This is a genomic window from Pantoea sp. ICBG 828 (assembly GCF_002928355.1).
In the GTDB taxonomy this organism is placed as follows: Bacteria; Pseudomonadota; Gammaproteobacteria; order Enterobacterales; family Enterobacteriaceae; genus Pantoea; species Pantoea dispersa.
In genome coordinates, this window is the sequence record NZ_POWN01000004.1 from 130,707 (window position 1) to 145,879 (window position 15,173).

The window sequence follows — 15,173 nt, forward strand, 5'->3', positions numbered from 1 at the left end:
CGGCAGCGGTCAGCGCATACTTTCAGGTCATTTTCACTGGTGTGGTTATCAGTACTGGACAAAATTGAGACTGTAATAAAGGAATAAAAGAATGGTATATGCACATAATAAACAGGTGCGTGTCGCTGTCCTTGATGATCACCCGATGGTTCGTACCGTTTTCGAGTTATGCCTGAAACACGAACCCGATATTCATCTGGTCGGGACCTGGTCTTCAAGTAATGAATTGTTTAGTCAGCTGCGCAGCACTACGGTGGATGTGCTGGTGCTGGACTTTTTGCTGGGCGAGCGGGAACTGGATGGCCTGGCCCTGGTGAAACAGCTGCGAAATCACTATCCGCAGCAAAAGATTTTGATCTCATCGTCCATGGAGAGTCCGGCGATTGTCAAAATGGTGCTGAGCGCCGGCGTTAAGGGCTTTATTGGAAAAAGCCACAATATGCAGGAGATCGTCCAGGCGATTCGTCAGGTGGCGCAGGGGCGGCTATTTTTGTCGCAGGAAGTGGCGTACGAGGTGGAAAACCTCTACGTGATGAATGAAGACGCCATCAACGAAAACCTCGATCTCTCCAGCAAAGGCAATATGTATGAGAAGGTCAAAACCCTCAGCCCGCGCGAAGTAGAAGTGGTGCGCTGTTTTCTCGATGGGCTCAGCGTGTCGCAAATCGCCGTGAAGTTTAAGCGCAGCCGTAAAACCGTGAGCGGACAAAAGCAGTCGGCGCTGAAAAAGCTCGGCCTGCGCTCGGATTCGGAATTGTTCAAATACAGCCACGACCTGATGTCGGGCAGCTAATCTTTCTTTAAGGCGGTCAGGGATGGCCGCCGTCTGCTTTTCCGCCTCTCTGCATCACGTTCCCGGTAACAGCCGTTTTGTAACATCGCTTTGAGTGATGTTCGTCACAGTTTCGCCGGCCGTATCCCGCTGTGATAGCCCCCATTGCTACAGCACTGAAGGGGCTACGATGAACATTGAAACGAAATCCTGCGTCATTACCGGCAAAAAACAGGTCAGCGTCGCACAGCAGCAGGTGCAGTGGGACGGCACCGGCACGCTGGTGCGCATCACGCGCGGCGGCATCTGCGGGTCCGATCTGCACTACTATCAGGAAGGTAAAGTCGGCAGCTTCGAAGTGAAGATGCCGATGATCCTCGGCCATGAAGTGATCGGCTACGTGGTGGAGAGCGACGATCCGCAGCTCCAGCCCAATCAAAAAGTGGCGGTCAATCCCTCAAAGCCGTGCGGCAGCTGTAAATACTGTCTGCGCGAGCAGCAAAATCAGTGCACCTCAATGCGCTTTTTCGGCAGCGCCATGTATCTGCCGCACGTGGATGGCGGCTTCACGCAATACAAAGTGGTCGATAGCGCGCAGTGCGTGCCGTTTCCGCAGGAGGCCGATGACAGCGTAATGGTGTTTGCTGAACCACTGGCCGTGTGCATCCACGCCACGCAGCAGGCGGGCGATCTGAGCGGCAAAACCGTGTTCATTTCCGGCGTCGGGCCGATTGGCTGTCTGATTGCCGCCGCTGCCAAAGCCCGCGGAGCCGCGGAGATTATTTGCAGCGATATCAGCGAACGCTCGCTCAGCCTGGCGCAGCAGATGGGCGCGACCGGCGTGATCCACGCTGCTGACGGTGATTTCACGCCTTACCTTGCAGATAAAGGCTTCTTCGATGTCGCTTTCGAGGCTTCCGGCCATCCGTCTTCGCTGCAGCGCTGTCTCGACGTGGTATGCGCCAAAGGCACGCTGGTACAGGTTGGCATGGGCGGCACGATTCCGGATTTCCCGCTGATGACGCTGATCGCCAAAGAGATCAATCTGGTCGGTTCTTTCCGTTTCACCCACGAATTCAACACGGCGGTTGACTGGCTGGCACGCGGCGTGGTCAATCCGCTGCCGCTGTTCAGCGGGGAGTATGACTTACAGGATATCGACGCGGCGCTGCAGTTTGCCGGTGATAAAACCCGGGCGGCGAAAGTCCAGTTAACGTTTTAAGGAGTCAGTATGAGTCAGCTATTTTCCCTGGCGGGCAAGCGTGTGCTGCTCACCGGTTCGGCGCGCGGCATCGGTTTTCTGCTGGCGCGCGGTCTGGCGGAGGCGGGCGCGGAAGTGATCATCAACGCCACCACCGGGGGCGGCGCAGAGCAGGGCGCGGCGAAACTGCGCGAGCTGGGTTATCACGCGCGGGCGAAGGCCTTCGACGTCACGCAGTCGGCGCAGGTTCAGCAGGCGGTGGAGGAGATTGAAAGTCAGTGGGGCGCGATTGATATCCTGGTGAACAATGCCGGCATTCAGCGCCGCCGGCCGTTTCTCGAGTTTCCCGAGCAGGACTGGAACGACGTGATTGCCGTCAACCAGACAGCGGTGTTTCTGGTGTCACAAACCGTGGCGAAAAGAATGGTGCAGCGTCAGCGCGGAAAAATCATCAACATCGGCTCGATGCAGAGCGAACTGGGGCGCGACACCATCACGCCATATGCCGCCTCCAAGGGCGCGGTCACCATGCTGACGCGCGGCATGTGCGTGGAGCTGGCGCGCCACAATATTCAGGTTAACGCCATTGCACCGGGCTATTTCGTCACCGAGATGACCCAGACGCTGGCTGACGATCCGGCCTTCACCGGCTGGCTGACCAAACGTACGCCGGCCGCACGCTGGGGCAAGCCGGAAGAGCTGATTGGCGCGGCGGTGTTCCTGGCGTCGGGCGCATCTGATTTCGTCAATGGCCACCTGTTGTTTGTTGATGGCGGTATGCGCGTCGCCGTGTAATGCCGTGGCGCGGCTGGCGTAATTGCCGGCGCGCGCCTAAACCTTAAACACCCCTCTGTCTTCCTAAGGATAATAAAAAATGCCAATAACCATAATCGTGCTGGGTGTGATACTGCTGCTGGTTCTGATGATTGTCTTCAAGGTCAACGGCTTCATTGCGTTGGTGTTTGTCTCGGCGGTGGTAGGTATCGCCGAAGGCATGACGCCGCTCAATGTGATGGCCTCGATTCAGAAAGGCATTGGTTCCACGCTCGGCGGCCTGGCGATGATCCTCGGCTTTGGTGCCATGCTCGGGCGGCTGGTGTCCGATACCGGCGCTGCCCAGCGGGTGGCCACCACGCTGATTGCCGCGTTCGGTAAACAGCGGCTGCAGTGGGCGCTGGTGGTCACCGGGCTGATCGTCGGCCTGGCGATGTTTTACGAAGTCGGCTTTGTGCTGTTGCTGCCGCTGGTGTTCACCATCGTTGCGGCGGCCGGACTGCCACTGCTGTACGTCGGCGTGCCGATGGTGGCAGCGCTGTCGGTGACGCACTGCTTCCTGCCACCGCATCCCGGTCCAACCGCCATTGCCACCATCTTTGGTGCTAATCTCGGCACCACGCTGCTGTACGGCTTAATCATTACCATCCCGACGGTGATCATTGCCGGCCCGATTTTCTCAAAATTCCTCAAAAGCTTCGAAAAGTCGCCGCCGGAAGGGCTGTATAACCCTAAAATCTTCACCGAAGAGGAGATGCCAGGCTTCTTTATCAGCATCTTTGCCGCGGTGATTCCGGTAGTGCTGATGGCGATTGCGGCAGTCTGCGAACTGACGATGCCGAAAGAGAATGCGCTGCGCCAGTTCTTTGAATTTATCGGCAACCCGGCGGTGGCGCTGTTTATCGCCGTGGTGATTGCGGTGTTTACCTTGGGTCTGCGCAACGGGCGCAAAATGGAGCAGGTGATGGATATGTGTGGCGATTCGATTGCCGCTATCGCCATGATCGTCTTTATCATTGCCGGCGGCGGTGCCTTTAAGCAGGTGCTGGTGGATAGCGGTGTCGGTAATTACATCGCCGATCTGATGAAAGGATCGTCGCTGTCACCGCTGCTGATGTGCTGGACGGTGGCGGCAATGCTGCGCATCGCGCTGGGATCGGCCACCGTCGCGGCGATCACCACCGCCGGCATCGTGACGCCGATCATTGCCGCTACCCATACCGATCCGGCGCTGATGGTGCTGGCCGTTGGTTCGGGTAGCGTGATCGCCTCGCACGTGAACGATCCGGGTTTCTGGCTGTTCAAAGGCTATTTCAACCTGAGCGTGGTTGAAACGCTGAAAACCTGGACGGTAATGGAAACGCTGATCTCCATCCTCGGCCTCGCCGGTGTGCTGGCGCTCAACGCCATCATTCACTAAGGCCCGCGCTTCACAGGGAGGTGAAGCGTGCTTACGCGCGGCGGCGAATCCACGAGAAACGTGACTGATAGCCGCTGTCAAAATGGGTGTTATAGCGATAGCTCGAACCCGCCTCCGCCATGCAATAAGTACACACCGCCACGCGATCAATCTGCGCCGCCGGGATGCCGCGCTGTAACAGCAGGTCCTGCGCCAGTTGAGGCAAATCAAACCATACTCCCTGATGATGCGCCTGTGCCTGAGGTCGGATTGCCTGCGGATTATGCGGCTGTTGCTGTGACCAGCTTAACGCCGGCAGATCCGGGCGCTGCTGCATCTGTGCGATGCGATCAACGCCCAGCTCATAGCAGCACGGGCCGATCGCCGGACCGATCGCCACCAGCAGGGATGCCGGCGTCGCGCCACCCGCCAGCAGCTGATCGAGGGCACTGCTCAGCACGCCGCCGAGCGTACCCTGCAAGCCGGCATGCACCGCCGCCACCTGATGCGTTTTCACATCGGCAAACAGCACCGGCAGACAGTCAGCGGTGTAAACCGCAACCGGCCGATGATCGTCACCGATCACCCCATCGGATTCACAACTTTTCGGCGGCCGGTTTTGTCCGGCCAACACCACTTTTGCGCTGTGCCGCTGCTGTCCGTACGCCGCAGCGGCCGGTGCCGGCTGACCGGCAGGCTGAAAGGCATACTCCAGCCAGCGTTGACTCTCCAGCAGCGCCGAGCGCGGCCCGCGATTATCCATAAGTGTCTCCTGTGACCTGACCCCGGTTTTCCTCTGCCCACAGCTTACGTTAACTGCTACATTTTTAAAGCTTTACAAAAACTGACCATAATCACTTAAGGACGACATGATGAAAAACACCTCCTGGCTGGCCGCGGCGGGCCTGATTGCCCTGACGCTCACCGGCTGTGCCCAACCGCAAAAACAGCAGGCTCAGCAGCAACTCGGTCAGCAGTCGGTGCTGGCAGTCAACTGGTTCCAGCAGTCTGGCGAATATCAGGCGCTGAGCTGGCAGGCGTTCAACACGGCACGCATGGCGTTTGATAACGCTCCTTCGCTCACCGGCAAACCCAAAGCGGTGATTGTTGATCTGGATGAAACCATGATCGATAACAGCGCCTACAGCGCGTGGCAGGCAAAAAACGGCCAGCCGTTCTCCGGTAAAACCTGGTCAGCGTGGACGCAGGCGCGCCAGGCGACCGCAGTGCCCGGTGCCGTCGAATTTGCCAATTACGTGAATAGCCACGGCGGCACCATGTTCTACGTCTCGAACCGCGATCAGAAAGACTACGCGGCCACGGTCGATAACCTCAACAAGCTGGGCTTCAGCGGCGTAAGCGACAAAACCGTGCGTCTCAGTACCGGCAATTCCAATAAACAGGCGCGTTTCGACGCAATTAAAAATGCCGGCTACAACGTGGTGCTGTATATCGGCGATAACCTGAATGACTTCGGCGGCGCCACCTGGCATCAGGGTAACGCGCAGCGCCAGCAGTTTGTCACGCTCAACCATCAGCGTTTTGGCACCCAGTTCATTGTGCTGCCAAATCCACTGTACGGCGACTGGGAGAGCGGCATGGCTGAAAACTACAATAAGTTAACCCCGGAACAGCAGCTGCAGGTGCGTGAATCCCGCATGAAAGCCTGGAACGGTAAATAATTCGTCAAGCGAAATAGCGCCTGCCCTGGCGGGCGCTTATCGCAGGCGGTTAGCGCCAGTGATATTTACGTTTCTTTGTAATTATTATTCTGCTTATCATTTTCCCGATCTCTTACTTAATCCTTCCGCCGTCTTCAGTGAAATATCATCGCGAATAACGTTAAAACCAGCGAATATCACTATTCATAAATTTAGTAATTAGGATTTTTCTCAGCGAGCAGAGTGTAATCCACCATACCAGCGTAAAGGCGCAAAAGTTTTACGTGTATATATTTGTCAGTGCATCCGAAATGCGTTTTAAAAAATATTATTAATAGACTGATTATATTTATTTTTAATGAAATTCCTGCTGATTGCGTCACTTGCATTAACTTACTTTTTCATGACATTTGCTGACACTTATTTTACATAAGGTCGCTTCTTCTGCCGGGCTGAAATATTCCTGGTGCAAATCAATTCATAAGCGTCTATAACCAATTTCTGTGAGAAAGCGCCGTATTCACCTGCCACAGAACGCTAAAACCGTGCTGCGCCATGCATTTATTTGCCCGGAAGCGCTATTTGCGGATACAGAGAGAAGATAATTGTGACGACCCTTAAACCCTTATTAGCGAAAAATCGCAGTTGGGCACTCCAGCGCCGCGAGCGTAATCCAGATTACTTTGAACAATATCTGCATCAGCAGAAACCCCACTCCTTATGGATTGGCTGTTCCGACAGTCGCGTACCGGCAGAAGTGCTGACCGGCTCGCATCCGGGCGAGCTATTCGTGCACCGCAATATCGCCAATATGGTACTACCCGATGATGACAACTTTATCAGCGTGCTGCAGTACGCGATTTTTTATCTCGGCGTCGAGCGCATTGTGCTGTGCGGTCACTACGGCTGCGGCGGCGTGCAGGCGGCGCTGGGTCTGCCTGCCAGCCCGTTAGCGCAGGAGGATTCGGCGCTCGCCAGGCGCATTGCCGCGCTGCGGCGCGCATTGCAGCACGGGCTGGTGGCCTATCACGCCAGTCCCGCGCAGGAAGAGGAGAGCAGCAAGCTTAACCGGCTGATTGAAGCCAATGTCATCGCCCAGTTTAGCCAGCTGGTGCGCTGCGAGCCGGTGCAACAGGCCTGGCAGGCCGGACAGCAGCTGGATGTATTTGGCTGCGTTTATGACCTGCAGTCCGGCCATCTGAAAGAGTTAATACAGCAATCGTCAGAGGAACCCTCATCATGAATCTGCAAACGCTTCGTCAGGATATTCCTGCTGGTCTGGTGGTGTTTCTGGTGGCGCTGCCACTGTGTCTGGGCATCGCGCAGGCCAGCGGTCTGCCGCCCTTTGCCGGTCTGCTCACCGGGGTGATCGGCGGTCTGCTGGTTACCGCGCTCAGTCCCTCGCGCTTTGCCGTGAGCGGCCCGGCGGCGGGGCTGGTGACCATTGTTGTGGCCTCAATCCAGACGCTCGGCAGCTTTTCCGCGTTTCTCACTGCGCTGATTCTGGCTGGCGTGCTGCAGTGCATGCTCGGCCTGCTGCGCGCCGGTCGTTTTATCTCGCTGGTGCCGGGCAGTGTCATCAAAGGGATGCTGGCGGCCATTGGCCTGCTGTTGATTATGCAGCAGATTCCGGTAGCGCTGGGCGCCGCGAGCGATGCCGGTCTGCAGTCGCTGGTCAGCGGGGAGTTTGCGTTTTCGCTCAGCGCGATGCTGGTGGCCGGTAGCGGGCTGCTGATTCTGTGGCTGTGGACCACGCCCGCGATCAAAGCGGTTAAAGCGCTGAGCTGGATCCCCGGCCCGCTGGTGGCGGTGCTGTTTGGCTGCCTCGCCACGGTGTTAGGCGATCGCCTGTTTCCCAGCCTCGGCGAAGGCCTGCCGCGTATCGTACTGCCGGCGTTTGACAGTATGTCGGCGCTGGTGGCGGAGCTGGAAACTCCTGACTGGCTGGCGTGGCAGAATCCGTCGGTGTGGGTGGTAGCGATTACGCTGGCGCTGGTGGCCAGCCTTGAAACGCTGCTCAGCCAGGAGGCGCTGAAAAAACTGCGTCCGCAGCACCCGGCGCCGTCACCGAATAAAGAGATGTTCGCGCAGGGCATCGGTAACCTGACCGCCGGCTTGCTCGGGGCGATGCCCATTACCGCGGTGATTGTGCGCAGTTCGGTCAACGTCAGCGTGGGTGCCCAAACCAAACTGTCGATTCTGCTGCACGGCGTGCTGCTGCTGATTTGTGGCTTGTGGTTCAGCGCTCTGCTTAACGCGATTCCGCTCGCCAGCCTGGCGGCGGTGCTGCTGTATACCGGCTATAAGCTGGCAACGCCGCGCCTGTTCGTCGAACAGATTCGCATGGGCGCGCAGCAGTACGTGCCGTTTCTTGCCACCATCGGCGGTATCATTGTGTTTGGCATGCTGGCCGGGATTGGTATCGGTATCGCGACGCAGATTCTGTGCAGCATCTACCAAAGCCATCGCAACGCGCTGCAACTTACCCGCTATGACGACCATTACGTGCTGCGCTTTCAGCAAAACCTGACCTTTATGCACAACCCGAAGTTGCAGGGGCTGCTGGCGGAGATCCCGGAAAATAGCGTGGTGATTGTCGATCACGATAACGCCGAGTATATGGATCCGGACGTGAAAGCGGTGCTGCAGGATTTCGGGGATAGCGCCGGTGAGCGCGGCATCCGGCTGAGCCAGTGGCCGGTGGCGGTGAAATAACGTTCCCGCGCGCAGTCATGCAGTTTTTTTCGCCAGAATCGGATATCCCGGATATCCGATTTTTTTATTTATACGGCATAATTGCCGCTCACTGCGCCTGCCTGTTTCACATGCTGCCGGCGGGGCTGGTAGCTCGTCTCTGGCTTTCATGGCAGAGTGAGCGCCGCTCAGTCGCAGAGCAGGGCGACGAATACCGGGTTAATTAGCGAATTATCGCACGGATTTTTCAGGTTAAATGATTGCTGATGCCAGCGACGGATGGCAGCGATTTCAGGTTACAGGGTTCAGACGTATGCGCGTTAAGCTGTTTGAAGAGAATAATGTTAAAAAGAATGCTCTTTCGCTGTGTCTTATTACGCTGTTCTTCTGCTTTATTGGCAGCCACCTGCGTATTCCCGAAGAGTTTTCCCTGTTCTGGCCGGTGAATGCCCTCATCGCCGGTTTAATGGTGCGCAACCCGTTTTTACACACCACCTCCAGTTATCTGGTGTGTTTTGCCGCCATGATTTTCAACGATACGGTTTTTTCCGGCTGGGCACTGCCAGCGGTGACGATTAATTTTGCCAATATCCTGTTTATTCTGGTGTCAGTCAGCATGCTGATTAAGCATCTGCAATCGCCAACTGCAAACAGCCAGGTGTTCAACGCCATGCGCATCTTTCCGGCGTGCCTGCTCGGTGCAGCAGCCTGCGCCACCTGGGGTGCGTGGGCGCAGGATATCGACTTCAACGCGCGCTTTGTGGTGGCGTGGGCCGACTGGTTCAGCGAGCAGTTCTCCACCTCGCTGATGCTGCTGCCGGTGATGCTGACGCGTCCGCTGCGCAGCGTGCCGCTGCGGACGCTGGTGCACCCGGCCAGGCTGCTGCCGCTGCTCGCCGTGGCGCTGTCGCTCACGGTGGGGGCGCTGATTGGTGGCGCGGGCAGTCTGACCTTCCCGGTACCGGCGCTGATCTGGTGTGCCATTGTTCTGCCGATTCCGATCACCAGCCTGGTGATTCTGTTCACCGGCATCACCGAGATCGTGCTGGTCTCGCACGGCGTGATGAATATTCAGGGCGATGATTCGCTGCTGCCCATCAGCCATCTCACTTCTGCACGGCTGGGCGTGGCCACCGTGGCGCTCAGCCCGCTGCTGGTGGCGGTGAGCATGGACGCCATTCGCCAGCTTAACCATCGCCTGGCATTGCGCGCCAATTACGATTTCCTCACCCAGCTACTGTCGCGCTCCGGCCTGTATGAAAACCTGCGCCAGCAGCCGTTTTCCCTGCAGCGTGAAGCCGGCGTGATTATGCTGGATGTCGACTACTTCAAAGCCATTAATGACAATTTCGGCCATGATGCCGGCGATGGCGTGCTGGAGGAGATTGCGCGCCGTATTCAGCACGTGGTCGGCAGTCGCGGCCTGGTGTGCCGCTTTGGCGGCGAAGAGTTCGTGGTGGTGGTATTTGATTACACCCACAGCCAGCTGTTTCAGCTGGCCGAAGTGATTCGTCAGGCAATGGTGAAAGAGAAGTTCTGGATTCAGGGCAACACCGTGACCGTGACGGTCAGCCTCGGCCTGGCGCGCGGCGGTGCGGTTAACGAACGTGAATGGCCGGGGGTAATCAACCGGCTGGTGTCAGCGGCGGATAAACACCTTTACGTTGCCAAGCGCAATGGCCGCAATCAGACCTCACCGGCAATCGCGCCGCGCAGCATGGCGCATGACGTGGCCTGAGCCACGCCATCGCAGGTTACACGCTGCTTTTCAGCTGGCTGGATTGCTGATGACGCTGCTGCGCCAGTTCAATCAGGCGGGTAATCAGATCGCTGTAACTCAGGCCGGCCGCCTGCCACAGTTTGGGATACATGCTGATGTTGGTGAAGCCGGGTAAGGTATTCACTTCGTTGACAATAATGTCGCCCGTATCGGTGAGGAACACATCGACGCGCGCCATGCCAAAGCACTCCAGCGCCTGGAACGCGGTAATCGCTACAGCCCGAATGGCCTCGCTGGCTTCCGCACTGATGTCAGCCGGTACCACCACCTGCGCGCCGCTCTCGCTGATATATTTGGTGTCATACGAGTAGAAGGCGTCGTGCACCACAATTTCACCGCACGGGCTGGCTTCTGGCGCCTCGTTACCCAGCACCGCGCACTCAATCTCACGGCCACTGATGCCCTGTTCAATCAGGACCTTGCGGTCAAAGCGGAACGCCAGATCCAGCGCCGCGTCGAATTCATCCGGCTGCGTCACTTTGCTCACCCCAACGGATGATCCCTGATTGGCTGGCTTGATAAACAGCGGCAGGCCAAAGCGCGCAATCACCGCCTGCACATCCAGCGCCGCGCGCTGCGTCTGGGTGACGCTCAGCCACGGCGCCACTTTCAGGCCGGCATCGCGCAGCAGGCGTTTGGTGAAATCTTTGTCCATGCTGACCGCGGAACCCAGCACATCCGACCCGACAAACGGCAGATTGGCCATGCGCAGCAGTCCCTGCAGCGAGCCATCTTCGCCCAGCGTGCCGTGCACAATCGGGAAGATGACATCCAGCTGCGACAGCGGCTGCGCCTGCTGCCGCGTAATCAGCTGTTCCGCGCGGCTGCCGGGCACCAGCGCCACGTTTTCACCGGAGCGGTTCAGGGCAATCAGCGCCGGATTGTCGGCGTTGAGCAGAAAGCCTGAAGCGTCATTCAGATGCCACTCGCCCTGTTTGTCGATCCCCAGCAGCACCACGTCGTATTTGTTTTTATCGATCGCCTCAAGAATATTTTTGGCCGACTGTAACGACACTTCATGTTCGGCCGACTTGCCGCCAAATACGATACCTACCCGCTGTTTTGCCATTGCTCTTTGTCCGGTTGCAGTAAAGCGAGCAGCTAAGATAACACGCCCAGGACAGCGCTCAACAGCGCCGCGATTATTCTGCAGTTGATCGGTCGCCAGACCGCATTCAATCGGGCTTTGCCCACTTTATTCATAAATATTCTCCACCGTTTGAGACAAGTCTTGGACGGCCTGAAAGCTGCCTTCTGTCAGAATTTTCCCAATTCAAAGAAAAGTCTGCGGTGGACGATGCGTCCACCGTTTTTTGTCAGGTTTACAGGAGTCGGGAAATGATGGACCAGAAGCAGAATGCCGTGGAGCAGGATGCGCGTTCTGTTGCTCGTATCGAAACCACCGTGGATGACACGCTGTTAAAAAGCGTGGCGTGGATTTGCAAACACTACAAACGCGAGAAGAGTGAAGAGGCGCTGGTCGCCGGCCTGCCGAAAGCGACGCTGCTGTCGCCGTCGCAGGCGATGACCGCTCTGGAGAACGCTGGCATTACCGGCGGCATGGTTGAACGCCGCCTGCAGGATCTGCCGGAGCAGCTGATGCCGATGATACTGCTGCGGCAGAACGGCGGCGGCTGCATTGTGCTGTCGCGGCGCATTCACACCAATGAGGAGAATCAACGCGAGCTGCGTTTCCAGCTGATCATGCCGGAGGTGAGTGATAAAGCGGTGGAGATGAGCCTGGCGGAGCTCAACGAGATTTACGCCGGCTTTGCGGTGATGGCGAAACCGGCGGCGGTACTGGATGAGCGCGCCAGCGAAATGCTGCCGGAGGTCAAAGGCCACTGGCTGTTCAGCACCCTGTGGCGCTACCGCCGTTACTACCGCAGCGCCGCCATCGCCGCCGTGCTGATCAACGTACTGGCACTTTCCAGCATCTTCTTCACCATGAACGTCTACGATCGCGTGGTGCCGAACCAGGCGTTTGTTACGCTGTGGTCGCTGGCGATTGGCGTCACCATCGCCATGATCTTCGAAGCCATTACCCGCTTTGTGCGGGCGCATCTGCTGGACATGGCGGGCAAAAAGGCCGACCTGGTGCTGGGCAGCATGCTGTTCCGTCAGGCGTTGTCGATCCAGATGGAGCACAAGCCGGCCTCATCAGGCACTTTCGCCAACCAGATCCGTGAATACGAATCGGTGCGCGATTTTGTTGCTTCGGCGACGCTGGCGGCGATTTCGGATCTGCCGTTTATCCTGATGTTCGTCGGCGTGATCTTCTTTATCAGCGGTCCGCTGGCGATTATTCCGTTGATGATGATCCCGCTGATCATCATCGTCAGCGCCGCGATCCAGTGGCCGCTGGCGCGCATCATGAAAGAGAATCTGCGCGATGCGTCGCTGAAACAGGGCGTGCTGATTGAGTCGGTTGAAGGCATGGAAACGCTGAAAGCCGTGGGCGGTGAAGCGCATATGCAGCGCCGCTGGGAGAACTTCAGCGCGCTGCAGTCGGCTAACTCAATGAAGTCAAAACGCTATTCGACGCTGGCAACCGGCGTGGTGACCTTTCTGCAGCAGTTTCAGACCGTGATGCTGGTGGTGGCCGGGGTTTATCTGATCAACGCTGGCACCTTCACCATGGGTGCGATGATCGCCACCGTGATGCTGGCCAGCCGCGCCACTGGCCCGCTGGGTCAGGTGATTGGTCTGGCGGTGCGTTATCAGCAGGCCAAAGCGGCGCTGACCTCGCTGAATAAGCTGATGGAGATGCCGGTCGATCGCGACAGCAGCAAAACCTACCTGACCGATCCGCCGCTGACCGGCGAGATCTCGCTGAGCAATGTCAGCTTCTCCTATCCGGCACCGCCGATGAAGCCCAATCCGGAAATCCTCAAAGATATCTCGCTGACCATTAAGGCCGGTGAGCGCGTGGCGATTCTTGGCCGCATCGGTAGCGGTAAATCGACGCTGTTACGCGTGATGGCGCGTCTGTATCAGCCGGTGAAAGGGCAGATCTCCGCCGACGGACTCGATGTTAACCAGATCGATCCGGCCGACTGGCGCAAAGCAGTGGGCTTCGTCAGCCAGGATGCGCGCCTGTTCTACGGCACGCTGCGCGAGAACGTGATGATTGGCCGGCCGGATGCCACCGCGAATGAACTGCTGCGTGTGCTGAATCTGACCGGTCTCGATCACGTGGCGGCGCGCCATCCGAGCGGCATCAACCTGTCGGTCGGTGAGGGCGGTGAAGGGCTGTCGGGCGGTCAGCGTCAGTTAGTGTCGCTGGCGCGAACCCTGCTGACGCGGCCCAAAGTGCTGCTGATGGATGAACCGACCAGCGCCATGGACAGCATGACCGAAAGCCAGTTCCTTGCGCATCTGCGTCGCGCCAGCGAAGGCCACACGCTGATCGTCGTGACGCATCGTCCGTCAATTCTGGCGCTGGTCGACCGCATCATCGTGGTTGAGGAAGGAAAAATTGTCGCGGATGGCCCGAAAGAGCAGGTGCTGGCCGCGCTGGAAGGTAAAGGTAAAACCCGCCAGCCGCCGCGTCAGGCGGTAGAGCAGGCGGCGCGCGCACCTGCGCCGGCTAACGATGCTTCGGCAACGTCAGAGCCCGCCGTCGCCGCGGCAGAGGAGGCCGCAGTATGATCAAGTTAATGCCATGGCGCAGCCGCAGCAAAAATCTCTCCGCTGCGGATGCCGAATTCATGAATGACGTGCAGGCTTCCCTGCTGTCGCAAACCACGCCGGGATCAAAACTGGTGATGTGGATCATCATCGCGGTAATTGGCATCGGTCTCACCTGGGCAAACTATGCGCGGGTGGAGGAGATCACCAAAGGCGACGGAAAAGTGATTTCCCGCAGCCGCGAGCAGGTGATTCAGAGTCTGGAAGGCGGCATTCTCGCCGAAATGAACGTGCGTGAAGGCACGGTGGTCAACCGGGGCGATGTCCTGCTGAAAATCGATCCGACGCGTGCGCAATCAAGCTATCGCGAGGCGCTGAGCAAGGTGATTGGCCTGAAGGGCAGCATTGCGCGTCTGCGTGCCGAAGCCTACGCGCAGCCATTGACGTTTGACGAGCAGGTGCAGAGCGATCCCGCCGTGGTTGCGCAGGAGACCAAGGCCTATGAATCACGCAAGCGCGCGCTGAATGACAGCATTAACTCATTGCAGCGCAGCTATGCCCTGTCGATGCGTGAAATTCGTCTGGCGGAGCCGCTGGCGGCGAAAGGATTACTGTCTGAGGTTGAACTGCTGCGCATGCAGCGCCAGGCGAACGACATCCAGGCGCAGATTGTTGAGCGGCGTAACCGTTACCAGTCTGATGCCAACACCGAACTGGCGCGGCTGGAGCTGGAACTCAGCCAGGTAAGCGAAAACCTGATTGGCCGCGCGGACGTGGTCGAGCGCACCACCATTACCGCACCGGTGCGCGGCACGGTGAAAAACGTGCGCGTTAATACCATCGGCGGCGTCATTCAGCCCGGTGAGCACATCCTGGAAATCGTGCCGCTGGAAGAGCAACTGCTGGTGGAGGGCAAAATCCGTCCTTCTGATGTCGCCTTCCTGCGTCCGGGGCTGCCGGCCAAAGTGAAAATCACCGCCTACGACTTCGCCATCTACGGCGGACTGGATGGCCATGTGGAATACATCAGTCCGGATACGCTGAAAGACGATCAGAAAGCCGCTTCCGGCCGCCCGGATGACACCTATTACCGCGTGTTGATCCTCACCGATAAAAGCACGCTGCACGCAGGCAACAAAGATCTGCCGATCATTCCCGGCATGGTGGCCACGGTGGAAATCCGCACCGGCGAGAAAACCATCCTTGATTACCTGCTGAAGCCGGTACTTAAGGCGAAAGAAGCCTTCCGCGAGCGTTAATAA

The 15,173-nt window shown here is 58.0% G+C and carries 12 protein-coding genes; 10 read left to right on the forward strand and 2 right to left on the reverse strand.

Annotated elements, in window-relative coordinates; genetic code table 11:
- The first annotated feature begins 91 nt into the window (after window positions 1-91).
- From C1Y43_RS11160 to C1Y43_RS11175, 4 genes are all read left to right on the forward strand, one after another.
- The gene (locus C1Y43_RS11160) at window positions 92-793 is read left to right on the forward strand and encodes a response regulator transcription factor (RefSeq protein WP_058759838.1); all 702 of its coding nucleotides are present in this window, start codon (window positions 92-94) and stop codon (window positions 791-793) included.
- 169 nt (window positions 794-962) lie between these two features.
- Entirely contained in the window at window positions 963-1,994 is a 1,032-nt protein-coding gene (idnD, locus tag C1Y43_RS11165; RefSeq protein WP_104188231.1) for an L-idonate 5-dehydrogenase, read from the forward strand.
- Between the two features lie 9 nt (window positions 1,995-2,003).
- The gene (gene idnO, locus C1Y43_RS11170; protein ID WP_058771316.1) at window positions 2,004-2,768 is read left to right on the forward strand and encodes a gluconate 5-dehydrogenase; all 765 of its coding nucleotides are present in this window, start codon (window positions 2,004-2,006) and stop codon (window positions 2,766-2,768) included.
- Window positions 2,769-2,847: 79 nt separating this feature from the next.
- The gene (locus tag C1Y43_RS11175; RefSeq protein ID WP_058771315.1) at window positions 2,848-4,167 is read left to right on the forward strand and encodes a gluconate:H+ symporter; all 1,320 of its coding nucleotides are present in this window, start codon (window positions 2,848-2,850) and stop codon (window positions 4,165-4,167) included.
- A gap of 31 nt (window positions 4,168-4,198) precedes the next feature.
- On the opposite strand, the gene C1Y43_RS11180 is transcribed toward C1Y43_RS11175, so the two are convergent.
- A complete protein-coding gene (locus C1Y43_RS11180; protein WP_104093850.1) occupies window positions 4,199-4,909 on the reverse strand; it encodes a polyphenol oxidase family protein in 711 nt (236 codons plus the stop codon).
- 109 nt (window positions 4,910-5,018) lie between these two features.
- On the opposite strand from C1Y43_RS11180, the gene C1Y43_RS11185 reads away from it, so the two are divergent.
- From C1Y43_RS11185 to C1Y43_RS11200, 4 genes are all read left to right on the forward strand, one after another.
- Window positions 5,019-5,828, forward strand: a complete 810-nt coding sequence (locus C1Y43_RS11185; RefSeq protein WP_058771313.1) for a 5'-nucleotidase, lipoprotein e(P4) family — start codon at window positions 5,019-5,021, stop codon at window positions 5,826-5,828.
- 580 nt (window positions 5,829-6,408) lie between these two features.
- On the forward strand, window positions 6,409-7,050 hold the full coding sequence (locus C1Y43_RS11190; RefSeq protein WP_104188443.1) for a carbonic anhydrase: 642 nt from the start codon (window positions 6,409-6,411) through the stop codon (window positions 7,048-7,050).
- Between the two features lie 2 nt (window positions 7,051-7,052).
- Window positions 7,053-8,522 carry a SulP family inorganic anion transporter gene (locus tag C1Y43_RS11195; RefSeq protein ID WP_104188445.1) on the forward strand — a complete coding sequence of 490 codons (1,470 nt, stop codon included), beginning with the start codon at window positions 7,053-7,055 and terminating at the stop codon, window positions 8,520-8,522.
- A gap of 292 nt (window positions 8,523-8,814) precedes the next feature.
- Window positions 8,815-10,239, forward strand: coding sequence for a GGDEF domain-containing protein (locus C1Y43_RS11200; protein ID WP_058776404.1), 1,425 nt, complete (start codon window positions 8,815-8,817; stop codon window positions 10,237-10,239).
- Window positions 10,240-10,255: 16 nt separating this feature from the next.
- Here the strand turns inward: C1Y43_RS11200 and ddlA are convergent, their stop codons facing one another.
- Window positions 10,256-11,350, reverse strand: a complete 1,095-nt coding sequence (ddlA, locus tag C1Y43_RS11205) for a D-alanine--D-alanine ligase (protein ID WP_104188233.1) — start codon at window positions 11,348-11,350, stop codon at window positions 10,256-10,258.
- A 269-nt stretch (window positions 11,351-11,619) separates the two neighbouring features.
- On the opposite strand from ddlA, the gene C1Y43_RS11210 reads away from it, so the two are divergent.
- Complete coding sequence (locus C1Y43_RS11210) at window positions 11,620-13,932, forward strand: type I secretion system permease/ATPase (RefSeq protein WP_021509682.1); 2,313 nt, start codon at window positions 11,620-11,622, stop codon at window positions 13,930-13,932.
- Entirely contained in the window at window positions 13,929-15,170 is a 1,242-nt protein-coding gene (locus C1Y43_RS11215) for an HlyD family type I secretion periplasmic adaptor subunit (RefSeq protein WP_021509681.1), read from the forward strand. The genes C1Y43_RS11210 and C1Y43_RS11215 overlap by 4 nt, the downstream gene beginning before the upstream one ends.
- Window positions 15,171-15,173 lie beyond the last annotated feature (3 nt).

Bases quoted from the DNA above. Each gene is read 5' to 3' on its own strand.
- C1Y43_RS11160 (WP_058759838.1), top strand. From the start codon at position 92: ATGGTATATGCACATAATAAACAGGTGCGTGTCGCTGTCCTTGATGAT.
- idnD (WP_104188231.1), top strand. From the start codon at position 963: ATGAACATTGAAACGAAATCCTGCGTCATTACCGGCAAAAAACAGGTC.
- idnO (WP_058771316.1), top strand. From the start codon at position 2,004: ATGAGTCAGCTATTTTCCCTGGCGGGCAAGCGTGTGCTGCTCACCGGT.
- C1Y43_RS11175 (WP_058771315.1), top strand. From the start codon at position 2,848: ATGCCAATAACCATAATCGTGCTGGGTGTGATACTGCTGCTGGTTCTG.
- C1Y43_RS11180 (WP_104093850.1), bottom strand. From the start codon at position 4,909: ATGGATAATCGCGGGCCGCGCTCGGCGCTGCTGGAGAGTCAACGCTGG.
- C1Y43_RS11185 (WP_058771313.1), top strand. From the start codon at position 5,019: ATGAAAAACACCTCCTGGCTGGCCGCGGCGGGCCTGATTGCCCTGACG.
- C1Y43_RS11200 (WP_058776404.1), top strand. From the start codon at position 8,815: ATGCGCGTTAAGCTGTTTGAAGAGAATAATGTTAAAAAGAATGCTCTT.
- ddlA (WP_104188233.1), bottom strand. From the start codon at position 11,350: ATGGCAAAACAGCGGGTAGGTATCGTATTTGGCGGCAAGTCGGCCGAA.
- C1Y43_RS11210 (WP_021509682.1), top strand. From the start codon at position 11,620: ATGATGGACCAGAAGCAGAATGCCGTGGAGCAGGATGCGCGTTCTGTT.
- C1Y43_RS11215 (WP_021509681.1), top strand. From the start codon at position 13,929: ATGATCAAGTTAATGCCATGGCGCAGCCGCAGCAAAAATCTCTCCGCT.